The following is a 22960-nucleotide window of genomic DNA, read 5'->3' as shown; positions in this document are numbered from 1 at the left end:
CCATGGGTGGCCGTGGGCTACAGAGTGTGCGGGGGCGGTGTAGAAGATGTGGTGTCTGCCCCTATGATGTTCACTACCCAGCGGTGCCGTCCTAGCTGCATCTGTATCGATTTTGAGTAGCCCATGCTTTTTGACGCCATTGCCATTCCACTATCCATGGTGGCCTTGGCGCTTCCTTTCGTTTTTGGCTACACCGACGCCCCGAATGCCAATTTCTGGCCCCTGATCGCATCTTGGGCTTGCGGGTTGGTCTTGATGATCCTATGGTCGATGCTGCTCGTACGCGCGCAGGTGGGCGTCGCCGCGCGTACACGCGAGCAGTGCGCAGCTTGGGCACGGACGGCTGTTGCCTCGCAAGTAGCGGCTGGTCTTGTGCTGGCAGCAATTTTGGGCGGCACCATCGGATTGGTTCAGTACTTTTCAGGTGACGCTGGACTGTCGCCCTGGATACAGGGCTCCATGCATGGGCAAGCCATAGGTAACCTGCGACAGCGTAACCAACAGGCAACTTTATTAAGTCTTGGTGGTTGGGCATTGCTGTGGCTACTGGCGCAAATCGAAGCAAAGTCCGAAACAAGGTTGTTGGCAGAGCGGCGTGAGATTTTGGAGCAGCAGACGGCAATCCGTGCGCGACAGCGCTGGTGCTCTTTGCTGGTCGGGATGCTCTTGGCCTGGGTGCTGGTGCTGCTGGTTATCGGCAGTGCGGCAACGGCATCGCGTACTGGCGCGTTGCAGTGGCTATTGATTGTGGGCTTGCTAATGATCTGGCGTGCAAGCTCCGGTCGCGCGGCCATCGCACTTTCCATGGCTGGGTTGGTGGTGTATGCAGTGGCGGCTTGGTTGCTGCCACAGTTGCTGCAAGCCTGGACAGGCTTTACTACGGACGGCTTGTTTAACCGCATCCACGGGGATGAGCAGAGCTGCAATAGTCGACGTGTGCTATGGATGAATGTGCTGCACTTGATCGCACAGAAACCATGGCTGGGCTGGGGGTGGGGTGAACTGGACTACGCACATTACGTCACCATTTATAGCGGCGAGCGATTTTGTCTGCTGCTGGATAACGCCCACAATCTGCCTTTGCATTTAGCCGTTGAGTTGGGGTTGCCGGTAGCTTTCGCGCTCTGCTCATTGGTACTGATCTGGTGCGTGCGCGCACGCCCGTGGCGAGAGACTGACACTGCACGTCAGCTAGCTTGGGGAATATTGGCCATTGTGGGAGTGCACAGCATGCTGGAATTTCCCCTGTGGTATGGGCCTTTCCAGGTCGTTACATTGCTGGCGGCGACACTGTTGCTGTGGCGAGGAGCAGTGCCGCGATGGGTTACCGGACCGGCCGCAAGGGCAGTAGCAACAATCGTCTTGCTAGGTGCCTGCGCCCTCGGGGGAATACTCGCTTGGGACTACTACAAGGTCAGCCTGTTATATCGGCCATCGTCCCTTCGCCCACCGCATTTTCGTGAAGACACCATGGCCAAAGTATCTGGCACTCCGTTTTTTTCAGACCAGGTGGATTTTGCGTTGTTATCCGCAACCACTTTGACCCAAGATACTGCACCGCAAGTTCTCATTTTGGCTCGAGAGCTTTTGCATTTTTCCCCAGAACCACGCGTCATTGAGTTATTGATCGAAAGTGCTGCAATGTTGGGTAAGGACGAGGAAGCTGCGTTTCATACAAAGCGCTACCGTCTAGCGTATCCGACCGAGTATCTGCGATGGAAAAGCGCGGGCACACGCATAGGTACTGGCGCGTCTCAGGCATTGCAAAGACCGTAGTTGTCGCATCCCGGATGATTGCATAGACTCTAAACGCTATCCACTGTTCATGGCCCGAGCTGTTTTGAAGGAGTTGATAGAGTCTCTGCAATCCACCCAGGGAGTGAAGCCATGTTGATAGCCCTGCACAAGAACGCCCGCACCACTCCCGCCGTGCGCGCCGAGATCGCAGCCAGCAATGAACCAGCCAGTGTCCTGGCCCAGCGTTTTGGGATCACCGAGCAGACGGTCTACAAGTGGAAGAAGCGCCATGTCTTTGCAGACCGCTCGCACACGGCCCATCGCCTGCAGACGGTGCTCACGCCTGCGCAAGAGACCGTGTGGTTCACTTGCGACATACCCTGCTGCTGCCCCTGGATGACCTGCTTGCGGTCACGCGGGAGTTCTTGAGCCCCGATGTCTCACGCTCAGGTTTGGACAGGTGCCTGCGCCGCCATGGAGCGGGCAACCTCAACGCCCTCAAGCCCCACCAGCCTGCGGTAGCCCACAAGGCCTTCAAGAGCTACGAGCCAGGCTATGTGCACATGGATGTGAAGTACCTGCCCCAGATGCAGGACGAGAGCAGCAGGCGCTATCTGTTCGTGGCCATCGACAGGGCCACGCGCTGGGTGTTCGTGCAGCTCAAGGCCAACAAGACAGCGGCCAGTGCCAGGGCCTTTCTCAAAGCACTTCACAAGGCCTGCCCGATCAGGATCAACAAGCTGTTGACAGACAACGGCAAGGAGTTCACAGACCGACTGTTTGCCAGCCGGGAGCGCGAACCCAGCGGCAACCATGAGTTCGACCAACTGTGCCAGGAGCTGGGCATAGAGCACCGGCTGACCAGGCCCAGGACCCCGAGAACCAACGGCATGGTGGAGCGGTTCAATGGCCGCATAGCGGACGTCCTGAAGACCCACCGATTCAACAGCCGTGAAGATATGGAGCAGACCTTGCAGCGCTATGTGGCCTTGTACAACCACCAGTTGCCACAGTCAGCGCTCAAGAGCAGAACGCCAATGCAGGCCATGAAAGGGTGGTACCAAGAGCACCCGGATCTGTTTCACAAGCGGCCATATGATCGTCCGGGATGTGACACCGTAGTTCTCCGATAGAAGTCCTGTCAAACGGAAGGCTGAAAAAGCGCCAGGAACTCCACCACAGCAGGCAGGTATTCCTCGAAATTCACCAGCGCATGCTCGCCGCCCTCTTGCAGCAGCACGCGGGCTTGGGGGTAGCGGGCGACCATCTCGCGCCAGTCCAGCACTTCGTCGCCCTTGGCGATGATGGCCAGCTCACGGCTGGCCGGTGGGTGGCCTGACGTATCCATCGCCTTGAGCTCGTCGATGTATTCGGGCCGGAAGTAAAAACTCTCCGCCGGGTCGTGCCAGCTGGTCTGCTCGCCGATGTAGCGGGCCAGGTCGCGCGCAGGGTGCACGGCAGGGTTGAGCATCACGCTCGGGCACCCCTTGTGGTGCGCCACCCAGCTGGCGTAAAAGCCGCCCAGCGACGAGCCCACCACCCCCATCGCCGCGCCGGGCCACTGGGCAATGCCCTGTGCCACCAGCGCCATGGCCTCGCGCGGCGAGGGCGGCAGCTGCGGGCACCACCAGGTCACGCCCGGATGGTGCCGGGCCACGTGCGCGGCCATCTGGCGGGCCTTGGCCGATTGGGGCGACGAGCGAAAGCCGTGCAGGTACAGAAGGTGGGTGGCGGTGGGGGCGTCGGGGTGCATAGTGGTCATGGCGCAGAAAACGACAAGGCAGGGGAATCACTGCTGCGAAAACGCAGGGACGGGGCATAAGATGCAGGGCATGGGCGCCGTGTCGAAGGGCCCGCAATGATCCCCACCATGACCGATTTTGCCCCGCTTTCCACCGCCAAACGCTGGGCCCTGGGATCCAACAACGACAAGCCGCCTGCGTCGGTGGGCCGGTTCGAACTCAAGAAGATGCTCGGCCGCGGCGCCCAGGCCACCGTCTGGCTGGCGCTGGACCCACGCCTGCAGCGCGAGGTGGCCATCAAGCTCATGCGCCCCGTGCAGGAGCAGGATGCGTCGGTGCTGGAGCAGTGGCTGCGCGAGGCGCGGCATGTGGGGCGCCTGGCGCACCCGTTCATCGTGCCCGTGTTCGAGGCCGACGTGCATGGGAGCCAGCCTTTCATCGTGTTCGAGTACGTGCCGGGCAAGACCCTGGCCGAACACCTGGCCCAGCAGGGGCGCTGCACGCCGCACGACGCGGTGGCGCTGATGGTGGATGTGCTCGATGGCCTGCAGGCCGCGCACCAGGCCGGCATCGTGCACCGGGACTTGAAGCCGTCGAACATCATGATCGACACCCAGCGCCACGCGCGGGTGATGGACTTTGGCATGGCCGCCCCGGTGCAGGCCGAGCCCGATGCGCAGCTGGCCAGCGGAACGCCTGCCTACCTGGCGCCCGAGGCCGCGGCGGGCGCGGCGCCGTCGCCCGCGATGGACGTGTTTTCCGCGGCGCTGGTGCTGGTGGAGATGCTCACCGGCCAGCCGCTGATCCACCAGAAGGACACCTGGCAGGCGCTGTACCGCATCGCCAACGAAACCCTGCAGCTGCCCCAGGACCTGGGCCCGGGCGTGGACGATGGACTGCGGGCCATCCTGCAGCGTGCCATGGCGCGCGCGCCGGGCGAGCGCTACGGCTCGGCCGCGGATTTTCGGGATGCGCTGCGCACCTGGGCGGCACCGGCCAGCGCGTCCAGCGCCGCGAGCAACGCCACGCTCGACTTCCTCCTGCGGCGCATGCGCCACAAGAGCGACTTTCCGGCGCTGTCCGACTCGGTGGCCCGCATCCAGCGCGTGGCCAATTCCGAGGACGACAGCATCAGCGACCTCACGCACGAGATCTTGAAGGACGTGGCGCTGACCAACAAGCTGCTGCGCCTGGTCAACAGCGTGCACTACGCGCACGCGGGGCGCGGCACCATCAGCACCGTGTCGCGGGCGGTGAGCCTGGTGGGCTTCAACGCCGTGCGCAACATGGCGCTCAGCCTGGTGCTGCTGGACCACATGCAGGACAAGGCCCATGCCAGCCAGATGCGCGAGGAATTCCTGCGCGCGATGATGGCCGGCTCGGTGGCCGCCGAGCTCTGCGAGCCCGGCCAGGCGGCGGAAGAGGCCTTCATCGGCGCCATGTTCCAGAACCTGGGCCGCATGCTGTGCGAGTTCTACTTCCCCGAGGAAGCCCGCCAGATCCGCAGCCTGGTGGCTTCCGGCCGCATCGAAGGCGGCGAGGAGTCCGCGGCGCTGCAGGTGCTGGGCCTGGGGCTGGAAGACCTGGGCGTGGGTGTGGCACGCGTCTGGGCGCTGCCCGACAGCCTGCAGCGCTGCATGCGCAAGCCGCTGGGATCGCCCATGCAGCGCGCGCCCGAGCAGGGCGTGGAGCGGCTGCGCTGGGTGGCCCTGGCGGCCAACGAGGTCGCCAATACGCTGCTGCTGAGCGAGCCGGGCCAGGCAGATGCCCGCCTGGCCCAGGTCGGCACGCGCTATTCGCGCACGCTGGCGCTGCCGGCGCAGGACATTGCCGACGCCACCGTGCGCGCCCGCCACAAGCTGGTGGCGCTGGCCCAGGCACTGGACCTGCGGGTGGACCCCGGCACACCGGCCGCGCGGCTGCTCAAGCTGCCCGTGGCCGCGGGGGCCGCGGCGGGTGGGGCGGCCGTGCAGGACGATGCGCTGAAGACGCACGAGCTGCGCGAGAGCGAAACCCAGCCGCTGCCCGCGGTGCTGGAGTCGCAGGCCCGCAGCGCGGTGTCGGTGGCCCAGATCAACGAGGTGCTGGCCGCCGGCATCCAGGACATCACCAATGCCATGGTGGAGAGCTTTCAGCTCAACGACGTGCTGCGCATGATCCTGGAGACGATGTTCCGGGCGCTCGGGTTTCGCCGCATGGTGTTTTGCCTGCGCGAGGCGCGCACCGACATGCTGACCGGCCGCTTCGGCCTGGGCGAGGGCAGCGAGGCGGCTGTGCGCGCCCTGAAAGTCCCGCTCAAGGTGCCGGGCGACCTGTTCGCGGCGGTGTGCCTGCGGGGGGCGGACACGCTCATCAACGACGCCACCGAGCCTCGCATGCAGGCCCGGCTGCCGGCCTGGTACCGCAGCGGGCTCGATGCCCCCTCGTTCCTGCTGCTGCCCCTGCAGATCAAGGGGCAGACCTTTGCACTCATCTATGCCGACCAGTCCACGCCCGGCGGCATCGTGGTGGACGACAAGGCCCTGGGCCTGCTGCGCACCCTGCGCAACCAGGCGGTGATGGCCTTTAGGCAGGCGGGTTGAGGGGGCTTGTAGCGGCTAGCGAAACTTTGTCTGGCGTCGTTGCCGCGTCTGGTCGTGCTCCTTGTACTGCCCGCGACGCGGCGCTTGGCCAGAACCGCTTCGCCGGGTTTTGTTATCCGCTCTCCATGCCGCTGCGGCTGCTGCAACCGGTGGGGTCGCCGATAATCGGGGGATGTCCGCCGTTTTTGACAAACCCACGCTCGCGCAGCGTTTCATGCCTCTGTTCCGTGGGTTCGACCTGCCACTGCTGCTGGTGGTGATGCTGCTGGCCTGCGCGGGGCTCGTGGCCATGTATTCCTCAGGCTTCGACCATGGCACGCGCTTCATCGACCATGGCCGCAACATGCTGATCGCGGGCGCCATCCTGTTCATGGTGGCCCAGGTGCCCCCGCAAAAGCTCATGGCATTTGCCGTGCCGCTGTATGCCGCCGGGGTGGCGTTGCTGGTGGCGGTGGCGCTGTTCGGCATCACCAAGAAGGGCGCCCAGCGCTGGGTCAATGTGGGCATCGTCATCCAGCCCAGCGAAATCCTCAAGATCGCCATGCCGCTGATGCTGGCCTGGTGGTTCCAGAAGCGCGAAGGCACGCTGCGCCCGCTCGACTTTGCGGCGGCTGGGCTGCTGCTGGTCATTCCGGTGGGGCTCATCATGAAGCAGCCCGACCTGGGCACCTCGCTGCTGGTGCTCGCCGCCGGGCTGTCGGTGATCTTTTTTGCGGGGCTGTCGTGGAAGCTGGTCCTGCCCCCCGTGCTCATCGCGGGGGTGGGCATCTTCACGCTGGTGCTGCTGGGCGACCAGCTGTGCGCCGACGGCGTGCGCTGGGTGGTGCTGCACGACTACCAGCAGCAGCGCATCTGCACCTTGCTCGACCCCACGCGCGACCCGCTGGGCAAGGGCTTTCACATCATCCAGGGCATGATCGCCATCGGCTCGGGTGGGGTGTGGGGCAAAGGCTTCATGGCCGGCACGCAGACGCACCTGGAGTTCATCCCCGAGCGCACCACCGACTTCATCTTCGCGGCGTTCTCCGAAGAGTTCGGCCTGGCGGGCAACCTGTTCCTGAACGTGTGCTTCCTGCTGCTGGTCTGGCGCGGCCTGGCCATCGCCGTGGGCGCCACCAGCCTGTTCGGGCGCCTGATGGCGGGCGCGGTGTCGATGATCTTCTTCACCTACGCGTTCGTGAACATGGGCATGGTCAGCGGCATCCTGCCCGTGGTGGGCGTGCCGCTGCCCTTCATCAGCTACGGCGGCACCGCCATGGTCACCCTGGGCATGGCCCTGGGCATCCTGATGTCGGTGGCGCGGGCGCAGCGGCAGGACCCGAAGGATGCGCGGCCGGCGCTGCTGGGGGCGTCTGGTTAGGGATCCTCTGCACGCATCGAGCTGCCAAGTCTGCACTGCGGATCGGGAAGGAGTGCAAGGCGCAAAACGCAGCCATAGCCGTAGCTATTGCGAGTATTGGCAACGCCGCAGGCCGCCCGAGACCGCAGATGCACACGGCGCGATGATTCGTGCAGAGGGTCCCTAGGTCCCCGCAGCGGCTGGTAAGCCGCATGGACGGCGCCAGTGCCCAGGATGACCGGGGCGGCTAGACGGTCCAATGCCAAAAATTCCTTTCAGCGCGATTCAGTCTTGGCGCCTTGGCCTTGCACAACACCCGTTTCCGGTACAAGGCCCTGCCCATCCGCACCGGCGGACAAGGTGCCACCCGCGTGACTAGGTGGCACTGCCAATCGCCCGGCGCGGTTCAGTTCACCAGGGGCGACCCACCACGAAGCGCACCGGTTGCCGCACGGTCTTCATGCCGTCGTACAGCTGCGCCTGCAGCTCCCCCTTGGCCAGCGGTGCATCGAACTTCCATGTCTGGCTGTAGTCCGCGTTCGTGCGCTGCCAGCCGCCACGCTCGGCCTTGATCATCTGCCCGGATGGCAGCTTGAGAGACAGTGTCTTGATCCGCAGGAGCGTGTCGTTGCCCTGGAAGTGCACGCTGGTGCCCTCGACCTTGAACTGCAGGATGTCGACGCTGCCCAGCTTGAGCGGACCAGGGCGTTGGGGGTCCAGCGCCTGGGCGGCCTTGCTGGTGCCGTTGGCCACGCTCAAGGGCAGGGTGCCCTCGAAGATCAGGCCGCTCACCGGTTTGTCGGGCAAGCGGTTGATGACCAGGTTGAAGCTGCGCGTGCGGCCATCCGCAGAGAACTTGGCGAACCCGCTCATCTCGGCATTGCCAAACGCCTGGCTGCTCTTGTCGGGAAAGACTGCGGTCACGTTCACATCGCCCTTGTCGGGGAAGCCGCCCGACGCTTCGACGAATTGGAGGGTGCGGCTCGTGGCGACGGCGTTGATCTCCACCTTTTCTTGCGATGGGGATGCGCCAAACGCCGTGAGGTTCTTGTCACGGCCCGGCGGGGCTTCGATGAAGGTGACGCCCGTCACTTTCAGATCAACGTCTTCGCGGGCATGCAGGACAGGGCTGAAGGCGGCAAAGGCTGCCATCAGGGGGAGGGCAAAGGCTGGAAGGTGGCGCATCGGTAGGGGTGCTGTGGGGGAGAAAGGAAATCCTGTCGGGGCGAGAATTTTCTCTCACAGTTCGATGGTTCGGGAGGGTTGGTTCGGCTCCTGGCAACCGGCAGTCGTCGCGTAAGGGTTGGCGACAAGGCGCAGCGGCTGCGCGCCATGGCGGAGCCCGCGCAGTGCGGGATGCGCGCGTGCGCCTGGCTGCCTAACAGTACATCCCGACCCGACCAGGGGTCTCTGCCCCGGCGTTGCATGTGCTGCGGCAAGCGGGTACAACGCGGCTGGCGGTCCCAGCATTTCTTGGCCTGTGCAACCGGAGGGCATCCCCATGGCGGCGAAGTTCGAGCTGAAGAAGTCGAAGAACGACAAATTTGTGTTCAACCTGCTGGCCACCAACGGCCAGGTCATCCTGACCAGCGAGATGTACGAGTCCCGTGCCAGTGCGCTCAATGGCATCGAGTCCGTGCGCAAGCACGCCCCGCAGGGCGGCCGGTTCGGGCGCCTGAGCGCCAAGGACGGATCGCCTTATTTCACCCTCAAGGCCGGCAACGGACAGGTCATCGGCCAAAGCCAGATGTACGCCGGGGCCAAGGCACGGGATGCGGGCATCGAGTCCGTGCAGGCCCATGCGCCCGAGGCGGGTGTGGACGACCAGACGGCCGCCTGACGGCAGTTTTGCGCAGGCGTCTTGCCGGGTCCGCGCAGGGGCTTGTGCGGCGGTGCCGTGCAGTGCGGGGCGGCGCGCCTAAAATGCCCTGATGACTCTCCGCACCTCCACTGCCGCCCCCCAGCGCGCGGCGACCAGCCAGCGCATCGATGTTGCCCGCGAACTGCTGCTGACGCCGTTCGGTCTCGACGAAAGCCACCTCGCCCGTGCCCTGGCCGAGATCCGCACCCACCAGGTGGACGATGCGGACCTGTACTTCCAGTACACGCGCAGCGAAGGCTGGAGCCTGGAGGAGGGCATCGTCAAGACCGGCTCGTTCAGCATCGACCAGGGCGTGGGCGTGCGGGCGGTCAGCGGGGAGAAGACCGCTTTTGCGTACTCGGACGACATTTCCGAGGCGTCGCTGCTGGATGCCGCGCGCACCGTGCGGTCGATTTCGACTGCATCGCGCTCTGGTAAAGCGCGGGTAGCTCCTAAAAAGGTAGCGGCAGGCCGCAGCCTGTATCCGGGCGTGGACCCGATCGCCTCGCTCGACAGCACCGCCAAGGTGGCGCTGCTGGAGCGGCTGGAGCAGCGCGCCCGCGCCAAGGACCCGCGCGTGGCCCAGGTCATGGCGGGCCTGGCCAGCGAGTACGACGTGGTGCTGGTGGCCCGTGCCGATGGCACCCTGGCCGCCGATGTGCGTCCGCTGGTGCGGCTGTCGGTGACGGTGATCGCCGAGCAGAACGGCCGGCGCGAGGTGGGCTCGGCCGGCGGCGGCGGGCGCTTCGGCCTGGCGTATTTCGACGACGCGCAGATGAACCAGTACGTGGACGAGGCCGTCAACGCGGCGCTGGTGAACCTGGAGTCCCGCCCCGCACCGGCTGGCGAGATGACCGTGGTGCTCGGCTCCGGCTGGCCCGGCATCCTGCTGCACGAAGCCATCGGCCACGGGCTGGAAGGCGACTTCAACCGCAAGGGCTCCAGCGCGTTCAGCGGCCGCGTGGGCCAGCGCGTGGCGGCCAAGGGCGTCACCGTGCTGGACGACGGCACCATCGCCGACCGCCGCGGCTCGCTCAACGTGGACGACGAAGGCAACGCCAGCCAGCGTAACGTGCTGATCGAGGACGGCATCCTCAAGGGCTACATCCAGGATTCGCTCAACGCCCGCCTGATGGGCGTGGCGCCCACCGGCAACGGCCGCCGCGAAAGCTATGCGCACATCCCCATGCCGCGCATGACCAACACCTACATGCTCGGTGGCGACAAGGACCCGCAGGAGATCGTGGCCAGCATCAAGAAGGGGCTGTACGCCACCAACTTCGGCGGCGGCCAGGTGGACATCACCTCGGGCAAGTTCGTGTTCTCGGCCAGCGAGGCCTACTGGGTCGAGAACGGCAAGATCCTGTACCCCGTGAAGGGCGCGACCATCATCGGCAGCGGCCCCGAGTCGCTCAAGAAGGTGACCATGATCGGCAACGACATGCGCCTGGACAGCGGCGTGGGCACCTGCGGCAAGGAAGGCCAGAGCGTGCCGGTGGGGGTGGGCCAGCCCACGCTGCGCCTGGAAGGTCTGACGGTGGGCGGCACGGCCTGATCCGTTCGCGGTTGCCGCTCATCCTGCAGCGCAGGCAAGTGTTGCAGGCACCCACCATCGGTTGCACGCGCAGTGCACAAATTGCCTTGACGCCCTGCGGGCGGCGCAAAATACCCGCATGCCCGCCACGATACCGAGCCAGCAGTTGACGCTCCAATCGTTTGGAGACATCAGCCGCTTTCTGCGCGAGGGCGTGGCCGATGAAGAGTCCCGCCAATTGCGCGACAGCCTGGGCGCGCTCTCGAGCCAGATCGACGAGGCCGTGCGCACCCGCCGCACCAGCAGCGACACGTCGGCCATCATGCAGCGCGTGGTGAGCCTGGCGCAGTGCGCGCGCGAGCACCAGCTGTTCCTGACCGGCCTGGGGTCGGCCTGGCATGCCTTGTACGAGTTCGGCGCCTACCAGCGGGCCCTGCGCGAGCTGCGCAATGCCATCGCCCACTGGCAGCAGATGCTCGAGCGCCGCAGCGCCAAGGAAAGCGCGGGCTTCGACCAGTTCGAACTGCTGGCCTGGCGCACCCTGGGAGAGGCGCTGCTGCTGATCGACATGTACGAGCACCACAGCGATCCGCCCAGCGATCTGCCCGATGGGGAGCGGCAGGGCAAAGTGCCTGCCCTGCAGCGCGTGCGGGAGTGGTTTCGCCGGTGGCGGCGCTGAACAGGCCAGCCCGTACGTCACCGCCCAACAACCTGCTGAAGCCGGGCTGAAAACGCGTGCCGCGGGCCCCCTGGCGCTGGTTCTGGCGCACCGCCCTGTTGTGCGGCTGCAACGCACGCCGCTTGCTGCACTGCCGCACTCCTGTGCTACATTGCCTCCCATGCAAGTTCGCAGCGCGTTTTATTTTTGGTTTTTTATCTCAGTCCCCGGCGGATGAGAGGAAGACGCGCAAGCCAACACACCTCCCCATACCAACCGCCGACGCTGCAAAGCCCGGCGGTTTTTGTTTTTTCAGCCCTCCGTTTTTTCCCTTTCTTCATCCAACCAACGACTCCACGAGGAAGCAGCACCATGACGGTCTCCACCACCCCCACCAGCGATGCCTGGTACCGCAGCGTCGAGAAAACCAGCCAGACCGACGACGAACGTATCAAGGACATCACCGTGTTGCCCCCTCCAGAGCACCTGATCCGCTTTTTCCCCATCAGCGGCACGCCGGTGGAATCGCTGATCACCCAGACCCGCAAGAACATCCACAACATCATGGCCGGCGAGGACGACCGTCTGCTGGTCATCATCGGCCCGTGCTCCATCCATGACCCGGCCGCCGCGCTCGAGTACGCCCGCCGCCTGAAGGTGGCGCGCGAGCAGTACAAGGACACGCTGGAGATCGTGATGCGCGTGTACTTCGAGAAGCCCCGCACCACGGTGGGCTGGAAGGGCCTGATCAACGACCCCTACCTGGATGAGACCTACCGCATCGACGAAGGCCTGCGCATCGCGCGCCAGCTGCTGATCGACATCAACCGCCTGGGCATGCCGGCGGGCAGCGAGTTCCTGGACGTGATCTCGCCCCAGTACATCGGCGATTTGATCAGCTGGGGCGCCATCGGCGCGCGCACGACGGAGAGCCAGGTGCACCGCGAACTGGCCTCGGGCCTGTCGGCGCCCATCGGCTTCAAGAACGGCACGGACGGCAACATCCGCATCGCCACCGATGCCATCCAGTCCGCCAGCCGCGGCCACCACTTCCTGTCGGTGCACAAGAACGGCCAGGTCGCCATCGTCAACACCAACGGCAACAAGGACTGCCACGTCATCCTGCGCGGCGGCAAGGCCCCCAACTACGACGCCGCGAGCGTGGCCGCCGCCTGCAAGGACCTGGAAGCGGCCCAACTGCCCGCTACGCTGATGGTGGACTGCAGCCATGCCAACAGCAGCAAGCAGCACCAAAAGCAGATGGACGTGGCGCGCGACGTGGCCGGCCAGATCGCGGGCGGCTCGCGCAGCGTCTTCGGCCTGATGATCGAAAGCCACCTCACGGCCGGCGCGCAGAAGTTCACGCCCGGCAAGGACGATGCGGCAGCTCTGACCTACGGCCTGAGCATCACCGACGCCTGCCTGGGCTGGGATGATTCCCTGCAGTCGCTGGCCGAACTGTCCAACGCTGTGACAGCGCGACGCGCGCGTTGATCGAAGCTGCAAGGGCACGGGCACGGGCACGGGCCGTGGCCCTAAACTGATGGCTCTGGGGCCGGTGCACGGGCACCCCCCACGGCCCCGGTTTCAGAAGAAAGGCAACCCACCATGCACAGCGAAGTCTCCGTCCGTCTGGCCGGCAACCAGGAATTCCGTTTTGACCTGAAGGGCGCAGAGCCCATGGGCCACGAGGCCGGCCGGCGCTGGCTGGATGAGCAGTTCACCGTGCTCGATTGCGAGCCCCTGCGCGCCAGCGGCAAGGTGCTGCTGGCCGACAAGGTGCTGACCGTGGCGCGCGCCGCGGGCGAGAAGCTGCTGGGCGATCCCGCCTGGCTGCAGGACTTTGCGCGCGCAGCCACCGCTGCGCTGGCCAAGCCAGTGGTGCGCGTGGACGTGCCCGCGATGGCCGTGACGTTCTGACGCCGGGCTGCCACCCCGCGGCGGGTGTGCATGGGTCTGCAAGGCGGAGGGTGCGTGGTCAACGCATGGCACTCCTGAAGTGCCTTGAGGCGAGAATTCAGCAGTAAAAAGCCCTCTACCGCTCGTCCAATAAGCGCTAGTAGCTATTTATTTTGTAGCGCCTGCAACAGCTTGGCGTGGACACCGCTGAACCCCCCGTTGCTCATGCACACGATGTGATCGCCCGGCCGGGCGGCCGCGGTGACCTGCTGCACCAGGGTGTCGATGTCTGCGGCCGTCTGGGCGCGCTGCCCTGGGCCCACGCCCAGCGGGGCCAGGGCTTGTGCGGCGTCCCAGTCCAGCCCTGCGGTGTGGCAGAACGCCAGGTCCGCCGGCTCGAGGGACCATGGCAGCTGTGCCTTCATGGCGCCCAGCTTCATGGTGTTGCTGCGGGGCTCGAACACGGCCAGGATGCGGGCATCGCTGCCGCCGATGCTGCGGCGCAGTCCGTCCAGCGTGGTGCGGATGGCGGTCGGGTGGTGCGCGAAGTCGTCATACACCGCGATGCCGCGCACGGTGCCGCGCAGCTCCATGCGCCGCTTGACGTTCTGGAACGCGCCCAGCGCCTGGGCCGCCTGCTGCGGGCCCACGCCCACATGGTGCGCCGCGGCGATGGCGGCCAGCGCGTTGAGCTGGTTGTGCACGCCGGTCAGGCCCCACTCCACGCGCGCGACCTTCTGGCCCCGGTGCAGCACGTCGAACGCATGGGGCGCTCCGTCGGCGGCGAAATCGCTCACCGCCTCGCCGAAGCTGCTCATCTCGCTCCAGCAGCCCATGTGCAGCACGCGGACCAGGCTTTCTTCCAGCCCGTTGACCACCACGCGGCCCGACGGCGGCACGGTGCGCACGAGGTGGTGGAACTGCCGCTCGATCGCGGGCAGGTCGTCAAAGATGTCCGCGTGGTCGAACTCCAGGTTGTTCAGCACCGCGGTGCGGGGGCGGTAGTGCACGAACTTGCTGCGCTTGTCGAAAAAGGCGGTGTCGTACTCGTCCGCCTCGATGACGAAGAGCGGGGCCTCGCCCAGCACCGCGTTGCCCGGGGCAGGGCGCCGGGCAGCGCCCAGACGGGCCGAGAGGCCGAAGTTGAGCGGCACGCCGCCGATCAGGAACCCGGGCTGCTGGCCTGCGCTGTCCAGAATCCACGCCAGCATCGACGTGGTGGTGGTCTTGCCATGCGTGCCGGCCACGGCCAGCACGTGCCGGCCCTGCAGCACGTGCTCGGCCAGCCACTGCGGGCCGCTGGTGTAGGGCAGGCCGGCCTCCAGGATGGCTTCCATCAGCGGAAACTTCGCCGTTCCGTCCGGCAAGCGGGCGCGGCTGACCACGTTGCCCACCACGAACATGTCCGGCTTCAGGGCCAGCTGGTCGGCGCCGAACCCTTCGATGAGGTCGATGCCCAGCGCGCGGAGCTGGTCGCTCATGGGCGGGTAGACGCCTGCGTCGCAGCCGGTGACCTTGTGGCCGGCCTCGCGCGCCAGCGCCGCCAGGCCGCCCATGAACGTGCCGCAGATGCCCAGTATGTGTATATGCATGGGCGCAGATTCTAAGAGCGTGCCCAGGGTGGCCAGCGTGCCCAGCGTGGCCTGGCCGTGGCGGCGTGCATGGGCATGTGATGGGCGCGGCCCGGATGCGGCAGGCGCGGGCGTCGGGCCGGCGCGGGCGCGCGCGCAGCAATGGCGCAGGCATGCACGGGTGTCGACCTGACGCTGTGCGGGGCGCCCGAGTGCCGTGAAAATCGGCCCTGCCGCTCATCTGGATTGCGGTGCCAGCTATGAAAATCGTAGCGTTCGCCGGGGAGGCACACCATCCCGCCACTTCCAAGGGTCAACCCTTACCCCAGGCGGCACTTGGCGCCACAATGCAGTGGTGTCCTTCTTCCATCCTTGCCTGCCATGCACACACCCCTGAGCGAAGAAATCGCCCACACCACGGCCCGGCTGGTGGTGGAAGAAGGCCTGGAGTGGGGGCCGGCCAAGCGCCGGGCGCTGCGCCAGATGGGCCTGCCGGCGCGCACGCCGCTGCCCGACAACGACCTGGTCGAGGCGGCAGTGCGCGAGTACATCGACCTCTTCTGCGCCGATACCCAGCCGGGCGAGTTGCGGGCGCTGCGGCAGCTGGCGCTGGTGTGGATGGAGCGCATGGCGGCCTTTCGCCCCCACCTGGCCGGGGCCGTGTGGCACGGTACGGCCACGCGGCTGTCGGATATCTACATCCAACTGTTCTGTGATGATTCCAAATCCGCAGAAATAGCGCTCATCGACCACCACGTGGACTATGAGCCGCGCACCGTCACGGGATTTCACGGAGAGTCGGTGGAAGCCTTGAGCCTGGGCAGCAAGTCGCCCGAGCTCAACGAAATGATCGGTGTGCACCTCATGGTCTACGACCTGGACGACATGCGCGGCGCGCTGCGGCCCGACACCAAAGGCCGTGTGCCGCGTGGCGACATCGCTGCGGTGCGGCGGCTTCTGCAGGAAAATGCGGCTCCATGAACGCACCGCAATCGCCAGATTCCCCTGTGCCGGCAGCCGCCGCACAACCCCCGTCGCCCGCGCGCCGGCGCATGTTGTATGCGGGCGTGGCGGGCGTTGCCGCGGTCGGTGGCGCGGGCCTGGCCTGGTGGAAGTTCCAGCCGCACGCCATCGACAGCGGCGCCGAACAGGCACTGTGGACGCAGGAATTCGAGCGGCCCGAGGGCGGGACGCTGGCGCTGCAGTCCCTGGCGGGCAAGCCCTTGCTGCTGAACTTCTGGGCGACGTGGTGCCCTCCGTGCGTGGAAGAACTCCCCATGCTCAACACGTTCTTCCGCGAACAGGCTGCCAATGGCTGGCAAGTGCTGGGTCTGGCGATCGATCAGCCTTCAGCGGTGCGCAAGTTCCTCACGCGCATTCCGCTGGAGTTTCCGGTCGGGCTGGCGGGCCTGGGCGGAACGGACCTGGGCCGTTCGCTCGGCAATCTCACCGGCGGGTTACCCTTTACCGTGGTCCTGGGTGGCAACGGACGGGTGCTGCACCGTAAAATGGGCCAGGTCACCCCTCAGGATCTGCAGCTCTGGTCCTCGCTGCGCTGAGTTTTTCCGCTGATTCCATGGCTCCTGCGAGCGCAGGCACCGCAAATTGTCAGCAGAAGTTCATGAAAAATAGCCGTGGAAGACGGTGATAGGGTGAAATTGGAGTAAATTCGCGCCCTATTCAGTTTTATAGCCGTTGGAGCTTCCATGGATCTGCGAAAACTCAAAACCCTCATCGATCTCGTGTCCGAGTCGAACGTGTCCGAACTCGAAATCACCGAGGCCGAGGGCAAAGTCCGCATCGTCAAGAGCGGTGGCGCGGTCGTTCAGCAATACGTGCCGGCCCCTGTGCAAGCCCCCGCCCCTGCACCTGCCGCAGCCCCTGTGGGCGAGCTGCCCGCCCCGACCGCCGCAGCAGCGCCTGCGGGCCACATCGTCAAGTCCCCCATGGTGGGCACGTTCTACCGCTCGTCCAGCCCGGGCGCCAAGGCCTTTGTCGAAGTAGGCAGCCAGGTCAAGGAAGGCGAGACCATCTGCATCATCGAAGCCATGAAGATCCTGAACGAGATCGAGGCCGACAAGTCGGGCACGGTCACCCGAATCCTGGGCGAAAACGGCCAGGCCGTGGAATACGGACAGCCGCTGTTCGTGATCGAATAAGGCGCTCATGTTCAAGAAGATTCTTGTTGCCAATCGCGGCGAAATCGCCCTGCGAATCCAGCGCGCCTGCCATGAGCTGGGCGTGAAGGCGGTGATGGTCTACTCCGAGGCCGACCGCGACGCCAAGTACGTCAAGCTGGCGGAAGAAGCGGTGTGCATCGGCCCCGCCCCGTCCCCGCTGTCCTACCTCAACATGCCGGCCATCATCTCGGCCGCCGAAGTGACCGACGCCGAAGCCATCCACCCCGGTTACGGCTTCCTGTCCGAGAACGCCGACTTTGCCGAGCGCGTGGAAAAGAGCGGGTTCCAGTTCATCGGCCCGACGCCGGACAACATTCGCACGATGGGCGACAAGGTCTCGGCCAAGCAGGCCATGATCCGCGCCGGCGTGCCCTGCGTGCCGGGGTCCGAAGGCGAGCTGCCCGATGACCCGGTGCAGATCCGCCGCATTGCCAAGGCCGTGGGCTACCCCGTGATCATCAAGGCCGCCGGCGGTGGCGGTGGCCGCGGCATGCGCGTGGTGCACACCGAAGCCGCCCTGGTCAATGCCGTGCAGATGACCAAGGCCGAAGCGGGTGCCGCGTTCGGCAATCCTGCGGTGTACATGGAGAAGTTCCTCCAGAACCCGCGCCACATCGAGATCCAGATCCTGGCCGACAAGCACCGCAACGCGGTGTACCTCGGCGAGCGCGACTGCTCCATGCAGCGCCGCCACCAGAAGGTGATCGAAGAGGCGCCGGCCCCGGGCATTCCCCGCAAGCTGATCGAAAAGATCGGCGAGCGCTGCGTGGCCGCCTGCAAGAAGATCGGTTACCGCGGTGCGGGAACGTTCGAGTTCCTGTACGAGAACGGCGAGTTCTATTTCATCGAGATGAACACGCGCGTGCAGGTGGAGCACCCGGTGACCGAGTGGATCACGGGCGTGGACATCGTGAAGACGCAGATCATGGTCGCCGCGGGCGAGAAGCTGCCGTTCACCCAGCGCCAGATCGAGATCCGCGGCCATGCCATCGAGTGCCGGATCAACGCGGAAGACCCCTACAAGTTCGTCCCATCCCCCGGACGCATCACCACCTGGCATCCGCCGGGCGGCCCGGGCGTGCGGGTGGATTCGCATGCGTACACCAACTACTTCGTGCCGCCCAACTACGACTCGATGATCGGCAAGATCATCGTGCACGGCGATACGCGCGAGCAGGCCCTCGCCCGCATGCGCACGGCGCTGAACGAGACGGTGATCGAAGGCATCAACACCAATGTGCCGCTGCACCGCGAGCTGATGGTGGACGCCAAGTTCATGGCCGGCGGCACCAACATCCACTACCTGGAAGAGTGGCTGTCGCAGCACAAGCGCTAGGCAGGCGGGGTACAACCCGCTGAGTCGCTTCTCGCGTTCCCCCCTTCTCTCGAACCACTGCGTGGTTCGGCAAGGGGATGCCGCCAGCGCTGCGGGGCGGCCCTTGCGCGGCGGTCGCTGGCAAGTTCTGTGCGCTTTTCAAGAGCCGTGGCTTTTGCCGGGCTGTTGCTGGCGCGGTATTGGTTGGTTTACATGCTGGCCTCTGGCAACGGGGGCCGGCATTTCATTTTTTCTGAGAGTCGCCCATGTTTGAGCTCAGCCTGATGTGCCCGGAAGACAGTATCGAAGCGGTCAGCGACGCGCTGGATGCGCTGGATGCGCTGTCGGTGTCGGTGGAAGACGCCGACGCGCAGACCGATGCCGAGCAGGCGCTGTTCGGCGAGCCCGGCATGCCGCCGCCCAAGGACGGGTGGCAGCGCAGCCGCGTGGTGGCGCTGTTCCCGACCGAGGCTGCGGCCCACGAGGCGCGGGACCTGCTGACCGTGCAGGACTTCTTCGAAGGATGCCAGGTGCTGGGCGTGGCTGAGGTCGAGGATCAGGACTGGGTGCGGCTCACGCAGTCGCAGTTCGCGCCGGTGGACATCACGCCCGATTTCTGGATCGTGCCCACCTGGCATGAGCTGCCCGCCGAGGCCAAGCGCAGCATCCGGCTGGACCCAGGCCTGGCATTCGGCACCGGCACGCACCCCACCACGCGCATGTGCCTGCGCTGGATCGCGCGCCACGGCGCGACCGACGCGGCCCACGGCAATCCGCTCGGGCGTGTGCTCGACTACGGCTGCGGCTCCGGCATCCTGGCCATCGGCACCGCCAAGTTCGGCGCGACCGAGATCGACGCGGTCGACATCGACCCCGCGGCCGTGGAGTCCACCGCCCTGAATGCGGCCGCCAACGAGGTCGTGCTGCGTGCAGGCCTGCCGGACAAGGCGCAGGGCCAGTACCAGACGGTGCTGGCCAACATCCTGGCCACTCCGCTGCGGGTGCTGGCACCTTTGCTGTGCGGGCACGTGGCGGCTGGCGGGCACCTGGTCCTGGCCGGTATCCTGGAGCGCCAGCGCGACGAGCTCACAGAGGCGTACGCCCCCTGGGTCCAGCTGGAAGTGTCGGACACGGAAGACGGCTGGATCCTGATGACCGCCCGGCGCTGAGCGTGCAGCCCGCCCGTGGCAGGGCGCTATCGGCCCCTACAATCGCCCGCAGATGAGCCAGATCACCCGTTGCCCGTCCTGCTCCACCTCGTTCAAGGTGGTGGCAGACCAATTGCGCATCTCGGAAGGGTGGGTGCGCTGCGGCCATTGCAAGGAAGTTTTCGATGCAGCGGCCCACCTGCTGCCCGCGCCGCCACCGCCTCTGCTGCCCGATGTGTCCCTGACGGACGTGCGCCCGCCACCGTCACCGGTGGTGCGCAAGCCGGATATGGGCCGTGCCTGGGGCGCAGGGGCTCCGGCTTCGCCGCTCCCGGCCGCGCCTGCCAGGCCTGCGGCAACGCCATCTGCGCCGCTGTATGCAGCGCAGGATTTCTCGCTGTTCCCCGCGGATACGTCGGCCGAAGCGGGGGGTGCCGCTGGCGAGGCGCAAGGCTCCTCGGACCTGCCTGTCTTTCCTGCCGGGCCTGCGGAGCATGAAGTCCCGGAGCCGGTGCTGGCAGTGCCCGACCCTGCCGTGCCCGCCTTCCTGGCGGCGCCAGGCCCCGCAGGCCAGCGGCCCGGCGAAGACCTTCAACTCGAACCTCTCACGCCCTTTGGCTGGCGCTCCCGCCAGGCGGGGCAGTCTCCGAAGGCACCCGCTTCGGCGGAGGACGGCGCGGCCTTGCCGGAGCCTGCCGCGCCACCACGCGTGCAAACCCCGCCTTCACCGTTGCGGGTCGACGCGGCGTCTGCATCGGAGACCGCCTCCCCGGCCCTCACGTCAGCACCGGCCATGGTTCCAGGGGCTGTGCCCGCTGCAGCCGCCCGCGTTGCTGTACCCCCGGTGCCCGATGTGCCCGATGTGCCCGCAGGGTACGAATTGCCGTTTGCCGACCTGCGCGACGACGAAGAGCCGCTCGACATGCCGTCGTTCGAATCGACAGTGCCCGCAGAGCTGACGCCCATGGGGTATCCCGCGCTGGAGTTGCCCATCCGGCCGATCGCGGCGCAGCCCTCGCCGGTCGAGACGGCCGCCAGTGCGGAAGAAGAGCGCGCAGCCACGGCCTTGCTGGTCACAGCCTCGGAGAAAGAGCGTGCGGCAGAAGGCCTGCCGCCAGTGGATTTCATTGCGCTCCCTGCGCAGCCGGCGCCGAGCGTGCAGGGGCTGGCCCTGGTGGAGGATGACTCTCCCGCTGCGGTGCTGCAGGCCAAGCCGCGCAAGCAGCCGCTGCGCGCGGATCCAGAGGATGACGAACCCGGGCCGCCTGCCGAAGAGGAGGTGAGCTTTGTCGTTGCTGCACGCCGCAAGGCGTTCTGGCGCAAGCCCGCCGTGCGTGCGGTGCTGGTGTTGATCATGCTGGTGGCCACGCTGGCGCTCGCACTGCAGGTGGCGGTGCAGGAGCGCGACCGCATCGCGGCGATGGATGCGCGGGCGCGGCCCTGGCTGATGAAGCTGTGTGCCCCGCTGCAATGCGAGATCGCGCCGCAGCGCCAGATCGCCGATGTGGTGATCGACAGTTCGTCCTTCAACAAGGCGCGGGGTGACAGCTACCAGCTCACCGTGGGCATGAAGAGCAAGGCGAGTGTTGCGCTGGCGATGCCGGCCGTGGAGCTCACGTTGACCGATGCGCAGGACCAGCCAGTCCTGCGGCGGGTACTGCTGCCTGCCGACATGGGGGCGCCTGCCGAGCTGCCAGCGCGTGGCGAGTGGTCTACGGCGGTATCGGTGGTCGTGACCACCGGGGGCGCGCGCGTGGCCGGATACCGGTTGCTGGCGTTCTACCCCTGAGCCGAAGCAGCCCGTTGCTTCCTTTCTTTCTTTTTACCCCAACCTACATCACCGATATGGCTGCCCTTATTTGCGGTTCCCTGGCGTTCGACACCATCATGACCTTCGAGGGGCGGTTTGCCGAGCAGATCCTGCCCGACCAGTTGCACATCCTGAATGTGTCCTTCCTGGTCCCGTCGCTGCGCCGCGACTTCGGCGGCTGCGCCGGCAACATTGCCTACAGCCTGAAGCTGCTGGGTGGTGAGCCGCTGCCCATGGCGATGCTCGGCAGCGATGGCGCCGAGTACCTGCAGCGCCTGGAGACACTGGGCATCAGCCAGCGCCATGTGGGCCAGGTGCAGGACACCTACACGGCGCAGGCGATGATCATGACCGACCGTGACAACAACCAGATCACGGCCTTCCACCCTGGCGCCATGATGCAGGCGCATGCCAACCGTATCGAGCGCGACGCAGGGGTGAAGGTCGGCATCATCTCGCCCGATGGACGTGACGCGATGCTGCAGCATGCGGCGCAGTTCGTGGCAGCGGGGATCCCGTTCGTCTTCGATCCAGGCCAGGGCCTGCCCATGTTCAATGGCGAGGAGCTCACGCGCTTCGTCGAGCAGGCCACCTGGGTCACGGTGAACGACTACGAAGGCAAGATGCTGTGCGACCGCACGGGCATGACCCTGGAAGAGCTCTCGCGCAAGGTGCAGGGCTTGGTGGTGACGCTGGGTGCCGAAGGCTGCGAGGTGTGGGTGGGCGGTGCCAGGACGCATGTTCCCGCAGTGGTGCCCGCGCAGGTGGTCGACCCCACCGGCTGTGGCGACGCATGGCGTGGCGCGCTGCTGTTCGGCCTGGAAAAGGGCTGGCCGCTCGTGCGCTGCGCAGAGCTGGGCAACCGTGTGGGCGCGCTCAAGATCGCGCAGCGCGGTCCGCAGAACTACACGCTCGACTTCCAGCCGCAGTGATGCAGCAAGGCCTGCCGCGGATCGGTCTGCACTGATCGGCGCTGCGGCGGCTGACTCAGGGATTGGCGTTGCGCAGGGCCTTGCGCTCGGGTGAGGCTCCGTGCGCGGGCTTGTGCGGAGTTGCGTGCAGTCCTTGAACCGAGCCACGCCAGGCGCTCTGCCAATCCTCTCGCCCTCCTGCGTGCGGGCATAAAAAAACCCGGTGCACAGGCACCGGGTCGAGGGCGTCATGCGCCTGTATCAGGGCTTGTTGCCCGTAGGGAATGGCCAGGCTGCCTGAGGGTTCAGCGTGGTCTGTGCAGCAGGCGCTGCGGCCGCAGGGGCAGGGGCCTTGGGCGCTTTCTTGGCGGGCGAAGCCTTCTTGGCAGCAGGGGCTGCCTTCTTGGCGGCGGGTGCTGCCTTCTTCGCTACCGTTGCCTTCTTGGCGGGTGCTGCTGCCTTTTTGGCGGGAGCGGCCTTCTTGGCGGGAGCGGCCTTCTTGGCGGGTGCTGCCTTCTTGGCGGGCGCAGCCTTCTTCGCTGCTACTGCCTTCTTGGCGGGAGCGGCCTTCTTGGCTGGTGCTGCCTTCTTGGCGGGCGCAGCCTTCTTCGCTGCTACTGCCTTCTTGGCGGGAGCGGCCTTCTTGGCGGGTGCTGCCTTCTTGGCGGGCGCA

Annotated in this window: 18 protein-coding genes and 2 pseudogenes; 16 read left to right on the top strand and 4 right to left on the bottom strand. The window is 66.2% G+C overall.

From position 1 onward, the window contains the following. Window positions 1-123: 123 nt before the first annotated feature. Window positions 124-1776 carry a PglL family O-oligosaccharyltransferase gene (locus ACIGHN_RS02970; protein WP_396503203.1) on the top strand — a complete coding sequence of 551 codons (1653 nt, stop codon included), beginning with the start codon at window positions 124-126 and terminating at the stop codon, window positions 1774-1776. A gap of 111 nt (window positions 1777-1887) precedes the next feature. Beyond that, window positions 1888-2870 (top strand): annotated as a pseudogene (locus ACIGHN_RS02965) (IS481 family transposase). A gap of 8 nt (window positions 2871-2878) precedes the next feature. On the opposite strand, the gene ACIGHN_RS02960 reads toward ACIGHN_RS02965, so the two are convergent. Then, entirely contained in the window at window positions 2879-3499 is a 621-nt protein-coding gene (locus tag ACIGHN_RS02960; RefSeq protein WP_396503202.1) for a YqiA/YcfP family alpha/beta fold hydrolase, read from the bottom strand. A 108-nt stretch (window positions 3500-3607) separates the two neighbouring features. Here ACIGHN_RS02960 and ACIGHN_RS02955 point away from each other — a divergent pair, with 108 nt between their 5' ends. Together ACIGHN_RS02955 and rodA are read left to right on the top strand one after the other, a co-directional pair. Then, a complete protein-coding gene (locus ACIGHN_RS02955; RefSeq protein ID WP_396503201.1) occupies window positions 3608-6061 on the top strand; it encodes an HDOD domain-containing protein in 2454 nt (817 codons plus the stop codon). Window positions 6062-6233: 172 nt separating this feature from the next. After that, window positions 6234-7421, top strand: a complete 1188-nt coding sequence (gene rodA / locus ACIGHN_RS02950) for a rod shape-determining protein RodA (RefSeq protein WP_056417596.1) — start codon at window positions 6234-6236, stop codon at window positions 7419-7421. Window positions 7422-7811: 390 nt separating this feature from the next. Here the strand turns inward: rodA and ACIGHN_RS02945 are convergent, their stop codons facing one another. Further along, window positions 7812-8585 (bottom strand): hypothetical protein, encoded by a 774-nt coding sequence (locus ACIGHN_RS02945; protein WP_396503200.1) that lies wholly within the window; start codon window positions 8583-8585, stop codon window positions 7812-7814. 316 nt (window positions 8586-8901) lie between these two features. Here ACIGHN_RS02945 and ACIGHN_RS02940 point away from each other — a divergent pair, with 316 nt between their 5' ends. From ACIGHN_RS02940 to ACIGHN_RS02920, 5 genes are all read left to right on the top strand, one after another. Further along, window positions 8902-9240, top strand: coding sequence for a YegP family protein (locus tag ACIGHN_RS02940; RefSeq protein ID WP_056167380.1), 339 nt, complete (start codon window positions 8902-8904; stop codon window positions 9238-9240). Window positions 9241-9331: 91 nt separating this feature from the next. Next, window positions 9332-10816, top strand: coding sequence for a metalloprotease TldD (tldD, locus tag ACIGHN_RS02935; RefSeq protein WP_396503199.1), 1485 nt, complete (start codon window positions 9332-9334; stop codon window positions 10814-10816). 118 nt (window positions 10817-10934) lie between these two features. Next, complete coding sequence (locus ACIGHN_RS02930; RefSeq protein ID WP_056417609.1) at window positions 10935-11474, top strand: hypothetical protein; 540 nt, start codon at window positions 10935-10937, stop codon at window positions 11472-11474. Window positions 11475-11825: 351 nt separating this feature from the next. Then, window positions 11826-12947, top strand: coding sequence for a 3-deoxy-7-phosphoheptulonate synthase (locus ACIGHN_RS02925; RefSeq protein ID WP_056417612.1), 1122 nt, complete (start codon window positions 11826-11828; stop codon window positions 12945-12947). 114 nt (window positions 12948-13061) lie between these two features. Further along, window positions 13062-13373, top strand: coding sequence for a hypothetical protein (locus ACIGHN_RS02920; RefSeq protein ID WP_056417615.1), 312 nt, complete (start codon window positions 13062-13064; stop codon window positions 13371-13373). A gap of 143 nt (window positions 13374-13516) precedes the next feature. Here the strand turns inward: ACIGHN_RS02920 and mpl are convergent, their stop codons facing one another. Further along, entirely contained in the window at window positions 13517-14944 is a 1428-nt protein-coding gene (mpl, locus tag ACIGHN_RS02915) for a UDP-N-acetylmuramate:L-alanyl-gamma-D-glutamyl-meso-diaminopimelate ligase (protein ID WP_396503198.1), read from the bottom strand. 360 nt (window positions 14945-15304) lie between these two features. On the opposite strand from mpl, the gene ACIGHN_RS02910 reads away from it, so the two are divergent. The 7 genes from ACIGHN_RS02910 to ACIGHN_RS02880 all read left to right on the top strand — a co-directional run bounded on the left by ACIGHN_RS02910 (window position 15305) and on the right by ACIGHN_RS02880 (window position 22308). Next, complete coding sequence (locus ACIGHN_RS02910) at window positions 15305-15904, top strand: hypothetical protein (RefSeq protein WP_396503197.1); 600 nt, start codon at window positions 15305-15307, stop codon at window positions 15902-15904. Further along, window positions 15901-16482 (top strand): TlpA family protein disulfide reductase, encoded by a 582-nt coding sequence (locus ACIGHN_RS02905; RefSeq protein ID WP_396503196.1) that lies wholly within the window; start codon window positions 15901-15903, stop codon window positions 16480-16482. Before ACIGHN_RS02910 ends, ACIGHN_RS02905 begins: the two co-directional genes overlap by 4 nt. A 147-nt stretch (window positions 16483-16629) precedes the next feature. Next, window positions 16630-17082, top strand: coding sequence for an acetyl-CoA carboxylase biotin carboxyl carrier protein (gene accB / locus ACIGHN_RS02900; protein WP_056417624.1), 453 nt, complete (start codon window positions 16630-16632; stop codon window positions 17080-17082). Window positions 17083-17089: 7 nt separating this feature from the next. Then, complete coding sequence (accC, locus tag ACIGHN_RS02895) at window positions 17090-18439, top strand: acetyl-CoA carboxylase biotin carboxylase subunit (protein ID WP_010466452.1); 1350 nt, start codon at window positions 17090-17092, stop codon at window positions 18437-18439. Window positions 18440-18684: 245 nt separating this feature from the next. Further along, window positions 18685-19587, top strand: coding sequence for a 50S ribosomal protein L11 methyltransferase (prmA, locus tag ACIGHN_RS02890; protein WP_396503195.1), 903 nt, complete (start codon window positions 18685-18687; stop codon window positions 19585-19587). Between the two features lie 52 nt (window positions 19588-19639). Next, window positions 19640-21355, top strand: a complete 1716-nt coding sequence (locus tag ACIGHN_RS02885) for a zinc-ribbon and DUF3426 domain-containing protein (protein WP_396503194.1) — start codon at window positions 19640-19642, stop codon at window positions 21353-21355. Between the two features lie 56 nt (window positions 21356-21411). After that, window positions 21412-22308, top strand: a complete 897-nt coding sequence (locus tag ACIGHN_RS02880; RefSeq protein WP_396503193.1) for a carbohydrate kinase family protein — start codon at window positions 21412-21414, stop codon at window positions 22306-22308. 240 nt (window positions 22309-22548) lie between these two features. On the opposite strand, the pseudogene ACIGHN_RS02875 reads toward ACIGHN_RS02880, so the two are convergent. Beyond that, window positions 22549-22960: pseudogene (locus ACIGHN_RS02875) on the bottom strand (histone); the annotation flags it as partial.

The sequence above is a fragment of the Acidovorax sp. NPDC077693 genome, assembly GCF_044542805.1.
Lineage (GTDB): Bacteria > Pseudomonadota > Gammaproteobacteria > Burkholderiales > Burkholderiaceae_C > Acidovorax.
The sequence above is the reverse complement of the archived record's forward strand: the minus strand, read 5'-3'. Positions and strand labels throughout refer to the sequence as shown.

Bases quoted from the DNA above. Each gene is read 5' to 3' on its own strand.
- ACIGHN_RS02930 (WP_056417609.1), top strand. From the start codon at position 10,935: ATGCCCGCCACGATACCGAGCCAGCAGTTGACGCTCCAATCGTTTGGA.
- accC (WP_010466452.1), top strand. From the start codon at position 17,090: ATGTTCAAGAAGATTCTTGTTGCCAATCGCGGCGAAATCGCCCTGCGA.
- mpl (WP_396503198.1), bottom strand. From the start codon at position 14,944: ATGCATATACACATACTGGGCATCTGCGGCACGTTCATGGGCGGCCTG.
- ACIGHN_RS02880 (WP_396503193.1), top strand. From the start codon at position 21,412: ATGGCTGCCCTTATTTGCGGTTCCCTGGCGTTCGACACCATCATGACC.
- ACIGHN_RS02945 (WP_396503200.1), bottom strand. From the start codon at position 8,585: ATGCGCCACCTTCCAGCCTTTGCCCTCCCCCTGATGGCAGCCTTTGCC.
- ACIGHN_RS02925 (WP_056417612.1), top strand. From the start codon at position 11,826: ATGACGGTCTCCACCACCCCCACCAGCGATGCCTGGTACCGCAGCGTC.
- ACIGHN_RS02940 (WP_056167380.1), top strand. From the start codon at position 8,902: ATGGCGGCGAAGTTCGAGCTGAAGAAGTCGAAGAACGACAAATTTGTG.
- ACIGHN_RS02910 (WP_396503197.1), top strand. From the start codon at position 15,305: ATGCACACACCCCTGAGCGAAGAAATCGCCCACACCACGGCCCGGCTG.
- tldD (WP_396503199.1), top strand. From the start codon at position 9,332: ATGACTCTCCGCACCTCCACTGCCGCCCCCCAGCGCGCGGCGACCAGC.
- ACIGHN_RS02920 (WP_056417615.1), top strand. From the start codon at position 13,062: ATGCACAGCGAAGTCTCCGTCCGTCTGGCCGGCAACCAGGAATTCCGT.
- rodA (WP_056417596.1), top strand. From the start codon at position 6,234: ATGTCCGCCGTTTTTGACAAACCCACGCTCGCGCAGCGTTTCATGCCT.
- ACIGHN_RS02955 (WP_396503201.1), top strand. From the start codon at position 3,608: ATGACCGATTTTGCCCCGCTTTCCACCGCCAAACGCTGGGCCCTGGGA.
- ACIGHN_RS02960 (WP_396503202.1), bottom strand. From the start codon at position 3,499: ATGACCACTATGCACCCCGACGCCCCCACCGCCACCCACCTTCTGTAC.
- ACIGHN_RS02970 (WP_396503203.1), top strand. From the start codon at position 124: ATGCTTTTTGACGCCATTGCCATTCCACTATCCATGGTGGCCTTGGCG.
- prmA (WP_396503195.1), top strand. From the start codon at position 18,685: ATGTTTGAGCTCAGCCTGATGTGCCCGGAAGACAGTATCGAAGCGGTC.
- ACIGHN_RS02905 (WP_396503196.1), top strand. From the start codon at position 15,901: ATGAACGCACCGCAATCGCCAGATTCCCCTGTGCCGGCAGCCGCCGCA.
- ACIGHN_RS02885 (WP_396503194.1), top strand. From the start codon at position 19,640: ATGAGCCAGATCACCCGTTGCCCGTCCTGCTCCACCTCGTTCAAGGTG.
- accB (WP_056417624.1), top strand. From the start codon at position 16,630: ATGGATCTGCGAAAACTCAAAACCCTCATCGATCTCGTGTCCGAGTCG.